Genomic DNA, 16279 nt, shown 5'->3' on the forward strand with positions numbered 1-16279 from the left:
ATGAAAGTCTGGAGCGTCTTGCTCGCCTTGTCGTTCGCTCTGCTCAGCGGCTGCCTGGTGACCTTCAAGGACCCGATCCCGACCCGCGACACGGCGCCCGCCAAGTTGCTCGGCACCTGGACCAGCAAGAACGCCTGGGGCGAGCCGCTGGAGCTGGAAATCAGCCGCGCGGGCACCAATCAGTACAAGGCCGTGAGCTACCGCAAGGGCGATCGCAAGAACCGTGACGAATACAGCTTCACGGTGGCGCGCCACGGCAGCCGCTGGTACCTGTCCGCCGCACTGCCCGACAAGTACGGCGCCAATTACGTGATCGCCGGATTCGAGCTCGTCGACAACGAAAATGCCGCTGACGAGCTGGAGGTCTACGACCTGGACCTGGAACGCTTTCAGCAACTGGTGCAACAGAAGGTGTTCGAAGGCCAGACCGTGGACACCGAAAAGGGCGACGGCATCCTGATCACCAGCTCCATGGACAAGGTGTTCGCCTACCTGGACGACACCGCCAATTCCGACATCTTCATCAACGCGGCCAAATATCAGCGCATGAGCAAATAGCGCTACCGGTTAATAAAGGGGTACTGGGTGGACGATTACCAACAGACCATACGCACGCTGTCCGATCGTATTGTGTTGGCGCAGACGCCGATTCGCGTACTCGACGCGGTGAAATGGGACGACAGCATCCGCAAGAGTTTCCTCGCCGCCAAGGGCAAGGAACTGCCCGAAGTCGATCGCGCCTATTACCAGAACCGCCCGCTGGGGTTCGACTCGGGCGCTGTGAAGCTCGAATTCCAGAACATCGAGCGCGACATCACCCGGCAACTGGGGCAGTTCAACCCAGTGGGGCAGATCATGCGGCGCATGTGCAAGGAATACCGCATGGTGATCCGCATGCTCGAAGCGCGCGGCACCGCGGATTTCGGCCTGATTTCCCAAGAACTGTACGGCGCGGCGTCCGATGCCTTTCACGCCGGCGACCCGACCCTGTCCGATTTGGGGCTGATGCTCTCGGACTACCTGAACAACATCGCCGGGCGCGGGGACCTGAAAGACGAGCCCAAGACCCTCAACGCCAAGGACGCGGTGGCCATGCTGCAAAGCCGCCTGAACCGCACCTTTGGCGAGGCCGAAGAGACGATCCGGGTGTTCGAGTCCGATGGCATCGTCGCCGACGCGGCGGCGGGCGCGGACTACATCAAGATCCGCAGCGACGCGATGTTCAACGAGCGCGACGTGCGCGCGCTGGAAGTCCACGAAGGGCTGGTGCATGTGGGTACCACGCTCAACGGCTTGAACCAGCCGATCTGCACCTTCCTGGCCAAGGGCCCGCCCTCATCGACAGTGACCCAGGAAGGCCTGGCGATCCTGATGGAAGTCATCGGCTTCGCGTCCTACCCCAGTCGCCTGCGCAAACTGACAAACCGCACCCGCGCCATACACATGGCCGAGGAGGGCGCGGATTTCCTGCAGGTGTTCGATTTCTATCGCGAGCAAGGCTTCGGCATGCCGGAAAGCTATGGCAACGCCAGCCGCGTTTTCCGGGGCTCTGTGCCCAACGGTCTGCCCTTCACCAAGGACTTGTCCTACCTGAAGGGTTTCATCATGGTCTACAACTACATCCAACTGGCGGTGCGCAAGGGCAAGCTGGAACAGGTGCCACTGTTGTTCTGCGGCAAGACCACCCTGGAAGACATGCGTACTTTGCGCCAGCTGGTGGACGAAGGCCTGGTGGTGCCCCCTAAATACCTGCCCGACCAGTTCCGCGACATGAACGCGCTGTCGGCGTGGATGTGCTTCTCCAACTTCCTCAACCACCTGAGCCTGGACCGGATCGAGGCGGATTATTCCAATATCCTTTGATTGATGCATGCCCCGTAGCAGCGCGGCTTGCCGGCGGGGCGATGGATCTGTCAATGATGCATCGCCTGACACACCGCCCCGCCGGCAAGCCGTGCTGCTACGGGGCATTGAAACCCGTCATCGGATTCGAACAAGAAAGGACCTCAGGCTTGAAGCTCCTCACCTCGCTGCTTTTGCTGCTGTGCCTCACCGGCTGCAGCGAACTGCTGTTCTACCCCGAACGCCACATACCCATGACCCCGGACAAGGCCCAGCTGGCTTACCGTGAGGTCACGCTCACCGCAGCCGACGGCACCCGGCTCAGCGGCTGGTGGCTGCCGGCGAAGGCGGGCGAACCGGTCAAGGGCACGGTCCTGCACCTGCACGGCAACGGCGGCAACATGGCCTGGCATCTGGGTGGCAGCGGCTGGTTGCCGGAGCGGGGTTATCAGGTGCTGATGCTGGACTATCGCGGCTACGGCCGCTCCGAGGGCGACCCCAGCCTGCCTGCGGTGTATCAGGATGTCGACGCAGCGTTCGACTGGCTGAGCAAGGCCCCCGAGGTACAAGGCAAGCCGCTGGTGGTGCTGGGTCAGAGCCTGGGTGGCGCGATCGGAGTGCATTATCTGGCCGAACATCCACAGCAACGCGCGCGCCTAAAGGCCTTGGTGCTCGATGGCGTCCCCGCAAGCTACCGGGATATCGCGCGTTACACCCTGAGCACCTCCTGGCTGACCTGGGCGTTCAAACGGCCGCTGTCGTGGGTCATCCCGGACGGCGACAGCGCGATCAATGGCATGGCGCAGCTCAAGGGTACGCCGATCCTGCTGTTCCAGAGCCTAGACGACGCGCAGATTCCGCTGCAAAACGGCATCGATTTGTACAAGGCCGCGCCACCGCCGCGAGTGCTGCAACTGACCCGCGGCCCCCATGTGCAGACCTTTGCCGACCCGACGTGGCAGGAGGTGATGCTGCGTTATCTGGACGATCCGCAGCATTTCAATGGCTTGCGGCGTCTGGGCGAGATTCCCAATTATCCTGATCCTGCGGCGAGTCCATCGCCGGTAAAACAAGAGAGTCGTCAATGAGTGAAGAGCGTAACGTCATCCCGCAGATACTGACGGGTATCGCCTGTATTTTCGGTACGGTGGGGGTGTTGTGGTACTACGGGTATCTGCATTTCGCCAGGCCTGAGGATGCTTTGGAGTTGAGTCAGTTCACCATGCTCAAGACGATGCCGGGCGAGGATTACAAGATCACCCTGGAGCCTGCGGCGCAGCGGGCGCAGTGTATCGATGGGGTGTTGGTGTTGTTCGATACCGAGCAGAAGGGGCTGACTGGGGTTTTGGTCAATGATCGCAAGCAGGCGGTGAGGTGTCTGGGGCAGGAGACGCCGCAAAAGGTTTCGCCTTGACAAGATCAAGATCAAGATCAAGATCAAAGTCAAAAGCGCTCTTCCTAACGTCAGATCTATTTCGACTTCGTCGAGTTACTTGGAAAAGCCCCAAGTAACCAAGGGCTTTTGCTCCTGGTTTGGGTCCGACTTCGTCGGACTTCCTTCATTCCAGTCTCGTTCCGTGGGCCCGGCGCGAATGGGCCATCCATGGCCCCGCGCCTCGCGCGGCATCCTGCCGCTTGGCCCACTCCACGAGACTTCCATTCAGCCTGCACCCAAGTCGCGATTTGTGTCGCCTGAGCCATCGCGCGCCCAGATCAAAAGCATCGCGAGCTTCGCTCCCTCCCACAATTGAGATTTGTGTTGTTCGCAGGACCTGCCTCTGATCTCAAATCGAAGTGCATTCTCAATCACCCCACCGATTCCAATGTGGGAGGGAGCGAAGCTCGCGATGCCGTTGCCGTTGCCGTTGCTGTTGCTGTTGCTGTTGCTGTTGCTGTTGATCTTGCTCTTGATCTTCATGCGCGCTGGTTCAGGCACCACAAATCGCGACTTGGGTGCAGGCTGAATGGAGGTCTCGCGCAGTGGGTCAAGCGGCAGGATGCCGCGCGAGGCGCGGGGCCATGGATGGCCCATTCGCGCCGGGCCCACGGAGCGGGACCGGAATGAAGGTACCCCGACGAAGGAGGGGCCCAACCAGGAGCAGGACCCCTTGGTTACTTGGGGGTCTTTTCCAAGTAACTCGACGAAGTCGAAACAGATCTGACGTTAGGAAGAGCGCCCTTGATCTTGATCTTCAAAACCAAAAAAAGCCCCGCCAGGTTCGAACCTGACGGGGCTCCCAATCAAAGCGACAGCGCTTATTGAATAGAAGACCGCGGCGCAACCGGCTGGTTGTCGTTGGAAATGGTCACTTCCACCCGACGGTTCATCGCACGGCCCGAACCACTGGCGTTATCCGCCACCGGATACTCCTTGCCATACCCCTGGGCAACCACACGGTCCATGCCCACGCCCATCTTCACCAGCGCCATACGCACCGAATTGGCACGACGCTCGGACAGCGACTGGTTGTAGCTATCGGAACCCGTGCTATCGGTATAACCCTCGACAATCACCTTGCGATCCGGGTTCTCCTGAAGGAACTGCGCCAGCTTGTTCACATTCACCAGGCCCGCCGATTTCAGCTCCGACTTGTTCAGGTCGAACAACACATCACCGAAGGTCACCAGCGTACCGCGCTCGGTCTGCTTGGCGTTCAGGCTGTTCTGCAGCGCCTTGATCTGCGCATCGCGAGCATCCAGACGCGCCTGGGCACGTTGGGCCGAGGCGTTTTTCAGATCGTTTTCGGCGGTCTTCAGGTTGATGGTCTGCTTGGCCAGCTCCACGCGCTGATTGGTCAGATAGGCCAGTTGGTCGACCTTCTTCTCATCGTCATGGTTGCGATAGGCGGCGTCGGCCTTGTCCAGCCACTCGCTGGCGTCCTTGGTTTCCAGAGCCGCCAGTTCGGTGGCTTTAGGGTTGCTTTGCAGCGCCGAGTAGTTGGTACGCGCCTGTTCCAGGTTCACGTTCGGTTTCGAGGAGCAAGCAGCCAGACCAACGCTCAGGGCCAGCAGGGCAGGAATCAGTACTTGTTTACGCATGATGGTTTCATCCTTAAATCAATGGCAATGCAGCAGAGGCGAAGGGTTACTGGCTGACCGGCTGGGCCTGGCGCATGCCTTCTTCACGCAGTTCGTTGACGCCCTGACGCGCGTCCTGCACCGCTTTCTGTGCCTTGGCCGCTTGCGCCTTGCGCTCGGCGACGCGGGCGTCCCATTCGGCCTGCTCGGCGTATTTGCGAGCGTCGTCGTATTTTTTCTCCTGCATGGACAGTTCCGATTGCTTGAACTTGTCCTGTGCCGCTTTCATTTCGACCGGTGCGTATTCGGTGGCGCCCGCGGTCACGGCCGCGTTGACCGCCGACTGGGTCACGGCGTATTGCTCGGTAGGAGGTTTACCCGCACAACCGGCAAGCAGTGCGCTGGTGCCCAGCACCAGCGCGGCCAGTTTCAGCCCGCGCAGGCCAGAGCCCTTAAGACCGTTGTACTTGGGTGTGGTAGTGCTGATGTTCATGGTGGTCAACTCCATTTTGAAACTCCTGAAAACGTGAGGGTCCATTTCAGTCTTGGGCCTGGGCGGGAGAAAGGCGGCTTGTGAAATCCGGCTTGCTCACCTGACACCATTGGTCGGCTTTTTCTGTCATGGCTAACTGCTCGGACCAACGCCGTTTTTGAATAGTTCAGCGTTTTTACACCCCGCAATCGGGTGATTTGTTGCGCGTTGTAAAATTGACGCTGGTTTTGTGACACAAAAAAAGACGCGCCGCCCCCGGATTCAAAGGGCGGCGCGGTGCTTTACGCTGTTCTGAAAACGACGTCGTGATCAGTGCTGCTGGCTGTCCTGCTGATCGGACAAGTCCTGCAGAAAACGACGGGACAAGGCAAGAAAGCGCGGTGTCGGGCCGACATCTTCGTAGAGCGGGTCGCCTTCCTCGTCAGTGGCGACCACGTGACTGCCCTGGATGTAGGGAAAGCTTTCTTCCAGCTCTTCAAGGGCGGCGCCGATCAGCTCACCCAGCAGTTCTTCCGGGGAGCGTTTGGGGTACATTTCGGCCAGTGCGGCCAGGCGCGCGGCGGCTTCGACATCCAGATGCACGGCGTAGCCGGTCTTGGTCAGGCGGCCTTTGGCGGTCTGTTCCCATTGTTGTGCGAGCTCGCGGATTTTCATATGGACCTCTTCAGGTTTCTCGCAGGCAGCCCCTGCACTGTGGTGCGGGCGGTCGAGTGTTCAGGCCTTCGTGGGGCCTGTGGATGAGCCTAGACTGCCCGCGCCAGATGTGTGGCAAAGGGTTGCGTGCTTGTATGAATTTGTCGCTCTATGCACAGTAGATAGAGAAGGATTTTCACCGAGCGTTCAGTTTCAGCGCCGTCGCAGGCCTGAAACCACCCTGAAACCATGTAGCGCCGGAACAACAAAAAATCGCTGAAGGAGAAGGCTGGATGGCTGATATCGATGCACGTTTGCGCGAGGACGTTCACCTGTTGGGTGAGCTGTTGGGCAACACCATTCGTGATCAGCACGGGGCTGATTTTCTCGAGAAGATCGAGCGTATCCGCAAGAGCGCCAAGGCCGGCCGACACGCTGAAACTCAAAGCACCGAGCAATTGAGCTCCAACCTGGAAAGCCTGCGCGAAGACGAGCTTCTGCCCGTGGCGCGGGCCTTCAACCAGTTTCTCAACCTGGCCAACATCGCCGAGCAGTACCAACTGATCCATCGCCGCGATGACAGCAAGCCGCAGCCTTTCGAATCCCGCGTGTTGCCCGAACTGCTTGAGCGTTTGAAGGCGGCGGGGCAGTCACCTGAAGCACTGGCCCGGCAACTGGGCAAGCTGGAAATCGAACTGGTGCTGACTGCCCACCCCACAGAAGTCGCCCGGCGTACGTTGATCCAGAAATACGACGCCATCGCCGCGCAACTGGCGGCCCTCGATCATCGCGACCTCAACGCCATCGAGCGGGCGCAGATCACCGAGCGCCTGCAGCGCCTGATCGCCGAAGCTTGGCACACCGAAGAAATCCGCCGTGTAAGACCCACGCCCGTCGACGAGGCGAAATGGGGCTTTGCAGTGATCGAAAACTCGCTGTGGCAAGCCATCCCCAACTACCTGCGCAAGGCCGACAAAGCGCTCAAGGCCGCCACCGGCCTGCATTTGCCATTGGAAGCGGCGCCGATCCGCTTCGCCTCCTGGATGGGCGGCGACCGCGACGGCAACCCTAACGTCACCGCTGCGGTGACTCGCGAAGTGTTGCTGCTGGCGCGCTGGATGGCGGCGGATCTGTACCTGCGCGACGTCGACCAACTGGCCGCCGATCTGTCGATGCAGCAGGCCAGCCCTGCGCTGATGGCTGTGGCAGGCGACAGCGCCGAGCCGTATCGCACCGTGCTCAAGCAACTGCGTGAACGCCTGCGGGCCACGCGCAACTGGGCCCACGCTTCTCTGCGCGTCACCCAGCCTGCGCCCGACGATGTGCTGCACGACAATCGCGAGCTGCTGGAGCCGCTGCAGCTGTGCTACCGCTCCCTCCACGAGTGCGGCATGGGTGTGATCGCCGATGGCCCGCTGCTCGATTGCCTGCGCCGGGCAGTGACGTTCGGCCTGTTCCTGGTCAAGCTCGATGTGCGTCAGGACTCCACGCGGCACAGCTCGGCGATGACCGAGATCACCGATTACCTCGGGCTGGGGCGCTACGACGAGTGGGACGAGCCGACCCGCATCGAATTCCTGCTCAGCGAATTGGGCAACAAACGCCCGCTGTTGCCCGCGCATTTCAAACCCGCAGCCGACACCGCCGAAGTGCTGGCGACCTGTCGCGTGGTGGCCCAGGCGCCTGCGGCGTCGCTGGGTTCTTACGTGATTTCCATGGCAGGCGCGGCTTCCGATGTGCTGGCAGTGCAACTGCTGCTCAAGGAAGCCGGCCTGCAACGGCCGATCCGGGTGGTGCCGCTGTTCGAAACCCTGGCCGACCTGGACAACGCAGGGCCTGTGATCGAACACCTGCTCAGCCTGCCGGATTATCGCCAGCGGCTGCAGGGCCCGCAGGAAGTAATGATCGGTTACTCCGACTCGGCCAAGGACGCCGGCACCACGGCGGCGGCCTGGGCGCAGTATCGCGCCCAGGAAAAACTGGTGCAGATCTGCAAGGCGCAGCAGGTCGAGCTGTTGCTGTTCCATGGCCGTGGCGGCACCGTCGGGCGTGGCGGCGGTCCTGCTCACGCGGCGATTCTCTCGCAGCCGCCGGGCTCGGTGGCGGGGCGTTTCCGCACCACTGAACAGGGCGAAATGATCCGCTTCAAGTTTGGCCTGCCGGACATCGCCGAGCAGAACCTGAACCTGTATCTGGCCGCCGTGCTGGAGGCCACCTTGCAGCCGCCGCCGATGCCAGAGCCGCAGTGGCGTCAATTGATGGATCAACTGGCGTCAGATGGCGTGAATGCCTACCGCGCCGTGGTGCGCGAGAATCCGGAGTTCGTCGAGTACTTCCGCCAGGCCACGCCGGAGCAGGAATTGGGACGCCTGCCACTGGGCAGCCGCCCGGCCAAGCGGCGCGAGGGTGGGGTGGAAAGCTTGCGCGCGATTCCGTGGATTTTCGCCTGGACCCAGACACGTCTGATGCTTCCCGCCTGGCTGGGTTGGGAGGATGCCTTGAGCAAGGCGCTGGCGCGCGGGCAGGGCGAGTTGCTGGGACAGATGCGCGAGCAATGGCCGTTCTTCCGCACCCGCATCGACATGCTGGAGATGGTGCTGGCCAAGGCCGACAGCGACATCGCCCAGCTCTATGACGAGCGTCTGGTGCAGCCGCAACTGTTGCATTTGGGTGCGCACTTGCGCGACCTATTGTCGCAGGCGTGTGAGGTGGTGCTTGGCCTGACCGGCCAGTCGCAGCTGCTCGCCCACAGCCCGGAAACCCTTGAATTCATCAGCTTGCGCAATACCTACCTCGATCCTCTTCATCTATTGCAGGCCGAGTTGCTGGCGCGCTCGCGCAGCCAGGAGGTCAGTCTGGACAGTCCTCTGGTACAGGCGCTGCTGGTGTCTGTCGCAGGCATTGCCGCCGGTTTGCGCAATACTGGCTAAGCGGGGCCGAACCCCGTCTGCGCGCCTCGCACGCTTCATTTCATGGCGCGCGGACGATCGCCACTGACGCAGCGCATTGCAGGCTGTCATGGCTGCGACCAAAGTAGGATCGTTGACGGGCAATGGGTTGTGGCAGCTTGGTGCGACTTTCGGCGTCTTGTGCGGCATGGACCGGCTGTGTATCTTGAGCAGCCTTTGGCCGTTGGGTCAGTTAATTTTCTTTTTGTGATTGGCCCCATTCAGGCGAATCCGACGAAATCTCTATAAAAATTGAGGAGCACAACAATGCGCGTGATTCTGCTGGGAGCTCCCGGGGCCGGTAAAGGTACTCAGGCAACGTTCATCACCGAAAAATTCGGCATTCCACAGATTTCCACCGGCGACATGCTGCGCGCTGCGGTCAAGGCCGGCACCGAGCTGGGCCTGAAGGCCAAGAGCGTCATGGACAGCGGCGGCCTGGTGTCCGATGACCTGATCATCGGCCTGATCAAGGATCGCCTGTCGCAGCCTGACTGCGCCAACGGCTGCCTGTTCGACGGCTTCCCGCGCACCATTCCTCAGGCTGAAGCCCTGAAGAATGCCGGCCTGGCCATCGACCACGTGGTCGAGATCAAGGTCGACGACGAAGAAATCGTCCAGCGTATTTCCGGCCGTCGCGTGCACGAAGGTTCGGGCCGCGTCTATCACGTCGTCTACAACCCGCCGAAGGTTGAAGGCAAGGACGATGTCACCGGTGAAGACCTGGTGCAGCGCAAGGACGACAACGAAGAGACCGTGCGTCATCGTCTGTCGGTTTACCACGCGCAGACCGAGCCTCTGGTCGAGTTCTACAAGAAGCTCGAAGAGAAAGACGGCACGCCGAAGTTCAGCAGCATTCCGGGCGTCGGCTCGGTGAAGGAAATCACCGCCAAGGTGAGCGCAGCACTGGCCTGATCCTCACAGGCACGAGTGAACGACGGCCCGCTTGCGGGCCGTTGTCGTTTATACTGCGGCACTTTTTTCTGTAACCCCTTTGCCCCATGGAACCCTCGATGACCACCTTGCTGGCCCTGGACACCGCCACTGAAGCCTGCTCTGTTGCCCTGCTGCACGACGGAAAGATCACCACGCACTACGAGGTGATCCCGCGGCTGCACGCGCAGAAGCTTCTGCCGATGATCAAGGAGCTGCTGGCAGATTCCGGCATCGGGCTTTCGGCGCTGGACGCCATCGCGTTCGGTCGTGGCCCAGGTGCGTTCACCGGCGTACGTATTGCCATCGGCGTGGTGCAGGGGTTGGCGTTCGGCCTCGATCGTCCGGTGTTGCCGGTGTCCAATCTGGCGGTGCTGGCCCAGCGCGCATTGCGTGAGCATGGCGCGACGCAAGTGGCAGCCGCCATCGATGCGCGGATGGATGAGGTGTATTGGGGCTGCTACCGCGAAACTGGCGGTGAGATGCGTCTGGTGGGCGAGGAGGCAGTGATGCCGCCTGAGCATGCTGTCTTGCCGGTTGATGCTTCGGGGGAGTGGTTCGGTGCGGGGACGGGGTGGGGTTATGCGCAGCGCATTTCTGTTGCGTTGGCTGGTCAGGACGCCGGTATGCTCCCTCACGCGCAGGATCTGTTGAGCTTGGCGACCTTCGCCTGGCAGCGTGGCGAGGCCATTGTGGCGGATCAGGCGCAGCCGGTTTATTTGCGGGACAAGGTGGCGACGCCGAAGGTGCCTCGCTGACGCCAGAGCTGTTTCGACTTCGTCGAATCACAATCAAGAGCGCTCTTCCTAACGTCAGACCTGTTTCGACTTCGTCGAGTTACTTGGAAAAGACCCCCAAGTAACCAAAGGGTCTTGCTCCTGGTTGGGCCTCGACTTCGTCGAGGTTCCCTCACTCCGGCGATGTTCCGTGGGCCCGGCGCGAAAGGGCCATCCATGGCCCACGCGCCTCTCGCGACATCCTGTCGCTCGACCCACTCCACATCGCCTCCGTTCAGCCTGCACCCAAGTCGCGTTTGGCGTCGTCTGGACTATCGCGCATAAAGATCAAAATCAAGAGCGGGTATATACCGCCCCGTAGCAGCACGGCTTGCCGGCGGGGCGATCTTGAGGGCGACCCGCGAGCAAGCTCGGCTGCTACGGGGACGGCGTTAGCCGGTCGCTTTTGATCTGGCTTTTGATCTTCGTGCACAAATCTCCCAGACGACGCCAAACGCGACTTGGGTGCAGGCTGAATGGAGGTCTCGCGGAGTGGGCCAAGCGGCAGGATGCCGCGCGAGGCGCGGGGCCATGGATGGCCCATTCGCGCCGGGCCCACGGAGCGAGACCGGAATGAAGGAAGTCCGACGCAGTCGGACCCAAACCAGGAGCAAGACCCCTTGGTTACTTGGGGGTCTTTTCCAAGTAACTCGGCGAAGCCGAAACAGGCCTGGCGTTAGCCAGGACAAAAAACTCCAGACCCAACCACATGCCCAATCTGCGACCTAAGTCACAGCTTTTACTACCGTTCGGCGACAATCCTTCATTTTCTGCCCGGTGGGCTCAAACGTTTTGTCATAACTGTGGTCTAGTTATCGTTCGCGAGTTTGCTTAAGGCGCTTCGTGAGATTAAATTGCCACTATATAGACGCCGAGTAAGCATCAATGCGGATCACCGGTCCTTCAAATCGTTCGTACCCGATCAAGCGCAAGCCCCGCAAAGGCTCTGCGACGATCGACAACGCTTCCGAAGAAGTGATCGACGACGTCGAAGTCGTGCCGCAGCAGTCTCGTCGCCAGACCGGCAGCACCGCCAACGTGCCGGCTCGCCAGCAAGACATCATCTTTCCCCGGGCCATGAGCTCCCGTGTGGCGCACGCCCTGAGCAGCTACCTGACCACCTCGACCTTCGTCGATTGGGACCTTGAGGTCTCCGGACTCGATCTTCACGTTTGAACGTCGCCAACCCGCCTTACTACATCGGTTGCCCGTCCTGGAGTGAAAACGCCTGGCGCGACTCGCTGTACCCGTCCGACGCACGCAGCACCGATTTCCTCGAGCTGTACGCCCAGGTCTTCAACGCCGTAGAAGGCAACACCACGTTCTACGCCCGCCCCAAAGACACCACCGTGCAGCGCTGGGCGCAGGTATTGCCTGCGCATTTTCGTTTTACCGCCAAGTTTCCCGGCGACATCAGCCATGCCGGTGATCTGCGCGAGCACCTGACGGCCGCCGAAGACTTCCTCAAACTGATGGCTCCGCTGGGTGAGCGTCTGCAGCCTTTGTGGCTGCAATTGCCCGCCAGCTTCACGCCCAACCGCCTTGGCGAACTGGCGACGTTCATCGATGCCCTGGAAGGCCGCCAGTTGGCCGTGGAAGTGCGCCACATGGCGTTCTTCGACAAGGGCGAGGAAGAGCGGATGCTCAACCGCCTGCTGCTCGATCGTGGCGTGGAACGCATCTGTCTGGATTCGCGGCCGCTGTTCAGTTGTATCTCAAGCGATCCGGCGGTGCTGCACGCGCAGTCGAAAAAACCGAAAGTCCCGGTGCGTCCCGCCGCGCTGACGCCTTTTCCGCAGGTGCGTTTCATCGGCCGCCCCGAGCTTGAGGCCAATGACGGGTTCGTCGAGCAATGGACGCAGAAGGTTGCCGGCTGGATCGAGGAGGGGCGCACGCCCTATGTGTTCCTGCACACGCCGGACAATATCCGAGCGCCGGAGCTGGCCAGACGTTTTCACCAGCAATTGACCACACTGCTGCCCGGATTGCCGGCGTTGCCCGAGCTCGATCGTGGGCCGCAGATAGAACAACTCGGTTTGTTGTAATCCGCCCCGTAGCAGCCTGGCTTGCCAGCGGGTTCGATCTTGAGGGCGCTCCCGCCGGCAAGCCGTGCTGCTACGGGGCGGCGCGTGTGATCAGGCAGCGATACGCAGATTCTGCAACACGATCGGCCTTGCCCAGCCATTGTCGAAGTTCAGGCTGCGCTGCTGTTCGTTCATTTCTTCGGCGCTGTACGGCGTGGCGGGTTTGTCGGCCAGGTCCCATTCGAACTCGGCGATTGGCAGGAACAATGGACGCGGCTGCGGACCCGGGCCGGGCTCGACGCTGTCGTCGTACGGGTTGAGCACGTTCGGGCGGACCCAGTTCTCGTCGATTTCCAGTTTACGCTGTTGCTCGATCAGCTCGGCAGTGCTGAACGGCACGGCGGGCTTGTCGGCCAGGTTCCATTCGAATTCGGCAATGGGCAGGAACAGCGGCTCGGGCGGGGCGATTTCGGTGTCCTGGACCGGGCACTCACGTTGCTCGACGATCTTGCTCAAGGTCTGCGCGCCGGCAATCGGCTCGCCGGTCGTGCTGTCCGTTGTGGCGGCGACGGCGCTGTATTCAGGCGTCGAAGCGGCGTTGTCATCGACCTGCTGGGCCATCGCACGGGCAAACGCATCCTGCCAGAGCTGCGTGACGCCGCTCAGGGTTTCGGTATTGCGTACGCTGTAGTCGCCTGCGTACGTCAAATAGCCTATCGAGGATGTTTGCTGAATGTCTGACATAAGCGCTCAGTACATGCCGTGGGTCTGGCAGAATGCCGGATACTTTCGTTATCGGCAGATGTTGCCAATCATTAAGAAAATTTGAGTGTGTTAACGCAATGACTGAGCAACACGCGGGCAGCCGCATTCGAGTGCAGGCACTGAGCGCCGACGCACAGCAAACCGCCGCGCAGTGGGCCGAGCGTCTGGGCCTGCCGCTGGGCGAGGTCGAGGCCGATTTTGCCCTGCAATTGGGCGACGATGGCCTGCAATTGCAGCAATTGGGCGATGACGCGCCGGGGCCGGTGCGGGTGGATTTCGTCGAAGGCAAGGCCGCTCACCGGCGCCTGTTCGGCGGTGGCAGCGGGCAGATGATCGCCAAGGCCGTGGGCATTCAACCCGGCGTGCGCCCGCGGGTGCACGACGCTACGGCGGGGCTGGGCAAGGACGCGTTCGTGCTGGCGAGCCTGGGTTGCGAGATGAGTCTGAGCGAGCGCCAGCCGATCATCGCTGCATTGCTCGAAGACGGCCTGGCCCGAGGGGCGCAGGATCTTGAGGTCGGCCCGATCATCAGTCAGATGCGTTTGCTCACCGGTAACTCCATTGAATTGATGAACAACTGGCAGGGCGAGCCGCCGCAGGTGATCTACCTAGACCCGATGTTCCCGCACCGCGAGAAAACCGCGCTGGTGAAAAAGGAAATGCGCCTGTTCCGCCCGCTGGTGGGCGATGATCTGGACGCCCCGGCGTTGCTGGCAGCGGCCCTGGCCCTGGCGACCCACCGGGTGGTGGTCAAGCGCCCGCGCAAGGCGCCGTGCATCGAAGGCGCCAAGCCGGGGTATGCGCTGGATGGCAAATCGAGCCGGTATGACATCTATCCCAAGAAGGCCTTGAAACCGCAGTGAAACCCGGCCTGTAGGAGCGAATTCATTCGCGAAAAATCGTTCAGGCGATAGAGATGTGTCGGATGTACCGGCCAATCGCGAATGAATTCGCTCCTACAGAGGTACCGCGCCAGCCGGCTAATTTGTGTTGGCTTCAGGCTTTGTACGCCTTCAAAAACAACCCCACCACTTCCTGCACATGCTGCTCACCTGCCTGCTCATCGGGCGCGGCGGCGTTGCCGATCAACAGGCGGAAATTGCACACGCCCTTGATCAGGCTCAGAAAATGCCCCGCTGCCCGTAAGGGCGAGTCGAAGTGCAGCCCTTGGGTGTCGTTGACCCGCGTCAGAAAGCGCTCCATCTCCTGCAGGATGTGCTGCGGCCCCGCCTCGAAAAACGACTGGGACAACTTTGAATCCTGCGTGCCGAGGGCGATCATCAGGCGATGCAGCTCGATGGATTCGGGGCTGTTGATCAGGATCTGAAAGCCTCTGGCAATACCCAGCAACACTTTTTCCACGGGTTCCTGGGGTGAGACATCCACGAACAGCTCGGGCACCTGCTCCTCGCAGCGGGCCAGCACCGCCGCGGAAAACAGCGTCTCCTTGTCGGTGAAATGGCTGTACACCGTCAGCTTGGAAACCCCGGCTTCAGCGGCGACAGCGTCCATGCTGGTACTCGCGTAGCCATTGCGCACGAACAGATTCTTGGCGGCCTCAAGGATCGCCTGGCGCTTGGCCGGGTCCTTCGGGCGGCCAGGGCCGGTGGTGGAAGCGTCGTTCATTCGGTCGTCAGGCATAGCGTTTTATTAGTGGACTCTTCAGTTCGGTAATTTTTAATATACTCGCCAGTACAATTATTCAAAGCTCCCTCTTGCCAAGGTGCCACATCATGTTTCGCGATGCCTTGTTCCTTGCTGTGCCCATCAGTCTGGTGTCGCTGCTGACGGGGTGTGGCCAGGAAGTCTCGACGCCCGCCACGATACGTCCGGCCATGGTAGTGCAACCGCTGCCATCCTCCCAATCCATGGACAGCTATCCGGGTGAAGTGCGCGCCCGTTTCGAGCCGGATCTGGCATTCCGCATTCCCGGCAAGGTCAGCAAGCGCCTGGTCGAGGAGGGCGAGCGGGTCAAGGCCGACCAGCCGCTGGCCGAGCTCGACGCCCAGGACGTGCGCCTGCAACTGGACGCCACCCGCGCACAAGTGGCCGCCGCCGAGGCCAATCTGCAGACAGTCCGCTCCGAGCGCGACCGTTACAAGACGCTGATGGACCGGCAGATGGTCAGCAAGTCCCAGTACGACAACGCTGAGAACCTCTACCGCGCCGGCGATGCCCGCCTCAAGCAGCTCAAGGCCGAACTCAACGTTGCCGACAATCAGACCCGCTACGCGGTGCTTCGTGCCTCGCAGGACGGCGTGGTGGCCAAGCGTCTGGTGGAAGTGGGCCAGGTGGTCGCCGCCGGGCAGACGGTCTTTACCCTGGCCGCCGATGGCGAGCGCGAAGTCTCCATCAGCCTGCCGGAGCAGAATTACGGCCGCTTCAAGATCGGCGACCCGGTCTCGGTGGAGCTCTGGACCCAGCGCGATCAGCGCTTCGCCGGGCGCATCCGTGAGCTGTCCCCGGCGGCCGACCCGCGTTCGCGCACCTTTGCCGCGCGCATCGCGTTTTCCGGCAACAAGGTGCCTGCCGAGCTGGGGCAGAGCGCCCGGGTGTTCATTCAATCCGAACACACTGTGCCGTTGTCGGTGCCGCTTTCTGCCGTGACCGCCGAGAACGGCGCCACCTACGTCTGGCGGCTGCAGAGCGACAACACGCTCAAGCGCACCCCGGTGCAGGTCGGTGCCTATGGCCAGGAGTCGGTGCCGGTGCTCAGCGGCCTGAATGCCAGCGACTGGGTGGTGGCGGCCGGCGTCCATGTGCTGCACGAGGGTGAGCAGGTGCGTCCCGTGGACCGCAGCAATCGCGCGGTCACCCTGGCAGCCAAGTCAGCAGACGGGGAGTAAG

17 protein-coding genes are annotated in these 16279 nt (G+C 61.6%); 11 read left to right on the plus strand and 6 right to left on the minus strand.

All coding sequences use genetic code 11. The features are described from left to right. The 4 genes from AC1MEK_RS07010 to AC1MEK_RS07025 all read left to right on the plus strand — a co-directional run bounded on the left by AC1MEK_RS07010 (position 1) and on the right by AC1MEK_RS07025 (position 3256). Positions 1 to 558 (plus strand): hypothetical protein, encoded by a 558-nt coding sequence (locus AC1MEK_RS07010; protein ID WP_480395534.1) that lies wholly within the window; start codon positions 1 to 3, stop codon positions 556 to 558. A gap of 27 nt (positions 559 to 585) precedes the next feature. Next, the gene (locus tag AC1MEK_RS07015; protein WP_480395535.1) at positions 586 to 1863 is read left to right on the plus strand and encodes a flavohemoglobin expression-modulating QEGLA motif protein; all 1278 of its coding nucleotides are present in this window, start codon (positions 586 to 588) and stop codon (positions 1861 to 1863) included. 149 nt (positions 1864 to 2012) lie between these two features. Continuing rightward, positions 2013 to 2930 (plus strand): alpha/beta hydrolase, encoded by a 918-nt coding sequence (locus tag AC1MEK_RS07020; protein WP_480395536.1) that lies wholly within the window; start codon positions 2013 to 2015, stop codon positions 2928 to 2930. After that, positions 2927 to 3256, plus strand: a complete 330-nt coding sequence (locus AC1MEK_RS07025) for a PA3694 family proteiin (RefSeq protein ID WP_480395537.1) — start codon at positions 2927 to 2929, stop codon at positions 3254 to 3256. The genes AC1MEK_RS07020 and AC1MEK_RS07025 overlap by 4 nt, the downstream gene beginning before the upstream one ends. A 246-nt stretch (positions 3257 to 3502) precedes the next feature. On the opposite strand, the gene AC1MEK_RS07030 is transcribed toward AC1MEK_RS07025, so the two are convergent. From AC1MEK_RS07030 to AC1MEK_RS07045, 4 genes are all read right to left on the minus strand, one after another. Beyond that, the gene (locus tag AC1MEK_RS07030) at positions 3503 to 3874 is read right to left on the minus strand and encodes a hypothetical protein (RefSeq protein ID WP_480395538.1); all 372 of its coding nucleotides are present in this window, start codon (positions 3872 to 3874) and stop codon (positions 3503 to 3505) included. 224 nt (positions 3875 to 4098) lie between these two features. Beyond that, positions 4099 to 4881 (minus strand): lipotoxin F family OmpA-related lipoprotein LptF, encoded by a 783-nt coding sequence (lptF, locus tag AC1MEK_RS07035; RefSeq protein WP_480395539.1) that lies wholly within the window; start codon positions 4879 to 4881, stop codon positions 4099 to 4101. A 46-nt stretch (positions 4882 to 4927) separates the two neighbouring features. Continuing rightward, positions 4928 to 5368 (minus strand): DUF4398 domain-containing protein, encoded by a 441-nt coding sequence (locus tag AC1MEK_RS07040; RefSeq protein ID WP_480395540.1) that lies wholly within the window; start codon positions 5366 to 5368, stop codon positions 4928 to 4930. A 294-nt stretch (positions 5369 to 5662) separates the two neighbouring features. Continuing rightward, the gene (locus tag AC1MEK_RS07045) at positions 5663 to 6007 is read right to left on the minus strand and encodes a pilin assembly protein (RefSeq protein WP_480395541.1); all 345 of its coding nucleotides are present in this window, start codon (positions 6005 to 6007) and stop codon (positions 5663 to 5665) included. A gap of 272 nt (positions 6008 to 6279) precedes the next feature. Between AC1MEK_RS07045 and ppc the strand changes: the two genes are divergently transcribed. The 5 genes from ppc (at position 6280) to AC1MEK_RS07070 (ending at position 12688) form a co-directional block, all read left to right on the plus strand. Continuing rightward, on the plus strand, positions 6280 to 8916 hold the full coding sequence (gene ppc / locus AC1MEK_RS07050; RefSeq protein WP_480395542.1) for a phosphoenolpyruvate carboxylase: 2637 nt from the start codon (positions 6280 to 6282) through the stop codon (positions 8914 to 8916). A 285-nt stretch (positions 8917 to 9201) separates the two neighbouring features. Continuing rightward, entirely contained in the window at positions 9202 to 9849 is a 648-nt protein-coding gene (gene adk, locus AC1MEK_RS07055; protein WP_480395543.1) for an adenylate kinase, read from the plus strand. Between the two features lie 98 nt (positions 9850 to 9947). Then, entirely contained in the window at positions 9948 to 10625 is a 678-nt protein-coding gene (gene tsaB / locus AC1MEK_RS07060) for a tRNA (adenosine(37)-N6)-threonylcarbamoyltransferase complex dimerization subunit type 1 TsaB (RefSeq protein ID WP_480395544.1), read from the plus strand. 903 nt (positions 10626 to 11528) lie between these two features. Beyond that, entirely contained in the window at positions 11529 to 11819 is a 291-nt protein-coding gene (locus tag AC1MEK_RS07065; RefSeq protein ID WP_480395545.1) for a hypothetical protein, read from the plus strand. Then, positions 11816 to 12688 (plus strand): DUF72 domain-containing protein, encoded by an 873-nt coding sequence (locus AC1MEK_RS07070; protein WP_480395546.1) that lies wholly within the window; start codon positions 11816 to 11818, stop codon positions 12686 to 12688. Before AC1MEK_RS07065 ends, AC1MEK_RS07070 begins: the two co-directional genes overlap by 4 nt. Positions 12689 to 12778: 90 nt before the next feature. On the opposite strand, the gene AC1MEK_RS07075 is transcribed toward AC1MEK_RS07070, so the two are convergent. Then, the gene (locus AC1MEK_RS07075; protein ID WP_480395547.1) at positions 12779 to 13411 is read right to left on the minus strand and encodes an energy transducer TonB; all 633 of its coding nucleotides are present in this window, start codon (positions 13409 to 13411) and stop codon (positions 12779 to 12781) included. A gap of 98 nt (positions 13412 to 13509) precedes the next feature. Between AC1MEK_RS07075 and AC1MEK_RS07080 the strand changes: the two genes are divergently transcribed. Beyond that, positions 13510 to 14295: a class I SAM-dependent methyltransferase gene (locus AC1MEK_RS07080; protein WP_480395548.1), complete on the plus strand. Its 786-nt coding sequence runs from the start codon at positions 13510 to 13512 to the stop codon at positions 14293 to 14295. A 133-nt stretch (positions 14296 to 14428) separates the two neighbouring features. Here AC1MEK_RS07080 and AC1MEK_RS07085 read toward each other — a convergent pair whose 3' ends face one another. Beyond that, positions 14429 to 15058, minus strand: a complete 630-nt coding sequence (locus tag AC1MEK_RS07085) for a TetR/AcrR family transcriptional regulator (RefSeq protein ID WP_480395549.1) — start codon at positions 15056 to 15058, stop codon at positions 14429 to 14431. Positions 15059 to 15165: 107 nt separating this feature from the next. Here AC1MEK_RS07085 and AC1MEK_RS07090 point away from each other — a divergent pair, with 107 nt between their 5' ends. Continuing rightward, complete coding sequence (locus tag AC1MEK_RS07090) at positions 15166 to 16278, plus strand: efflux RND transporter periplasmic adaptor subunit (RefSeq protein WP_480395550.1); 1113 nt, start codon at positions 15166 to 15168, stop codon at positions 16276 to 16278. Position 16279: the final 1 nt, after the last annotated feature.

This window comes from Pseudomonas sp. 2 (assembly GCF_056627435.1).

What these genes read in the sequence shown, in the direction of transcription:
- adk (WP_480395543.1), top strand. Translation starts at nt 9,202, where the DNA reads ATGCGCGTGATTCTGCTGGGAGCTCCCGGGGCCGGTAAAGGTACTCAG.
- AC1MEK_RS07080 (WP_480395548.1), top strand. Translation starts at nt 13,510, where the DNA reads ATGACTGAGCAACACGCGGGCAGCCGCATTCGAGTGCAGGCACTGAGC.
- AC1MEK_RS07025 (WP_480395537.1), top strand. Translation starts at nt 2,927, where the DNA reads ATGAGTGAAGAGCGTAACGTCATCCCGCAGATACTGACGGGTATCGCC.
- AC1MEK_RS07045 (WP_480395541.1), bottom strand. Translation starts at nt 6,007, where the DNA reads ATGAAAATCCGCGAGCTCGCACAACAATGGGAACAGACCGCCAAAGGC.
- lptF (WP_480395539.1), bottom strand. Translation starts at nt 4,881, where the DNA reads ATGCGTAAACAAGTACTGATTCCTGCCCTGCTGGCCCTGAGCGTTGGT.
- AC1MEK_RS07010 (WP_480395534.1), top strand. Translation starts at nt 1, where the DNA reads ATGAAAGTCTGGAGCGTCTTGCTCGCCTTGTCGTTCGCTCTGCTCAGC.
- ppc (WP_480395542.1), top strand. Translation starts at nt 6,280, where the DNA reads ATGGCTGATATCGATGCACGTTTGCGCGAGGACGTTCACCTGTTGGGT.
- AC1MEK_RS07075 (WP_480395547.1), bottom strand. Translation starts at nt 13,411, where the DNA reads ATGTCAGACATTCAGCAAACATCCTCGATAGGCTATTTGACGTACGCA.
- AC1MEK_RS07065 (WP_480395545.1), top strand. Translation starts at nt 11,529, where the DNA reads ATGCGGATCACCGGTCCTTCAAATCGTTCGTACCCGATCAAGCGCAAG.
- tsaB (WP_480395544.1), top strand. Translation starts at nt 9,948, where the DNA reads ATGACCACCTTGCTGGCCCTGGACACCGCCACTGAAGCCTGCTCTGTT.
- AC1MEK_RS07030 (WP_480395538.1), bottom strand. Translation starts at nt 3,874, where the DNA reads ATGGGCCATCCATGGCCCCGCGCCTCGCGCGGCATCCTGCCGCTTGAC.
- AC1MEK_RS07090 (WP_480395550.1), top strand. Translation starts at nt 15,166, where the DNA reads ATGTTTCGCGATGCCTTGTTCCTTGCTGTGCCCATCAGTCTGGTGTCG.
- AC1MEK_RS07085 (WP_480395549.1), bottom strand. Translation starts at nt 15,058, where the DNA reads ATGAACGACGCTTCCACCACCGGCCCTGGCCGCCCGAAGGACCCGGCC.
- AC1MEK_RS07040 (WP_480395540.1), bottom strand. Translation starts at nt 5,368, where the DNA reads ATGGAGTTGACCACCATGAACATCAGCACTACCACACCCAAGTACAAC.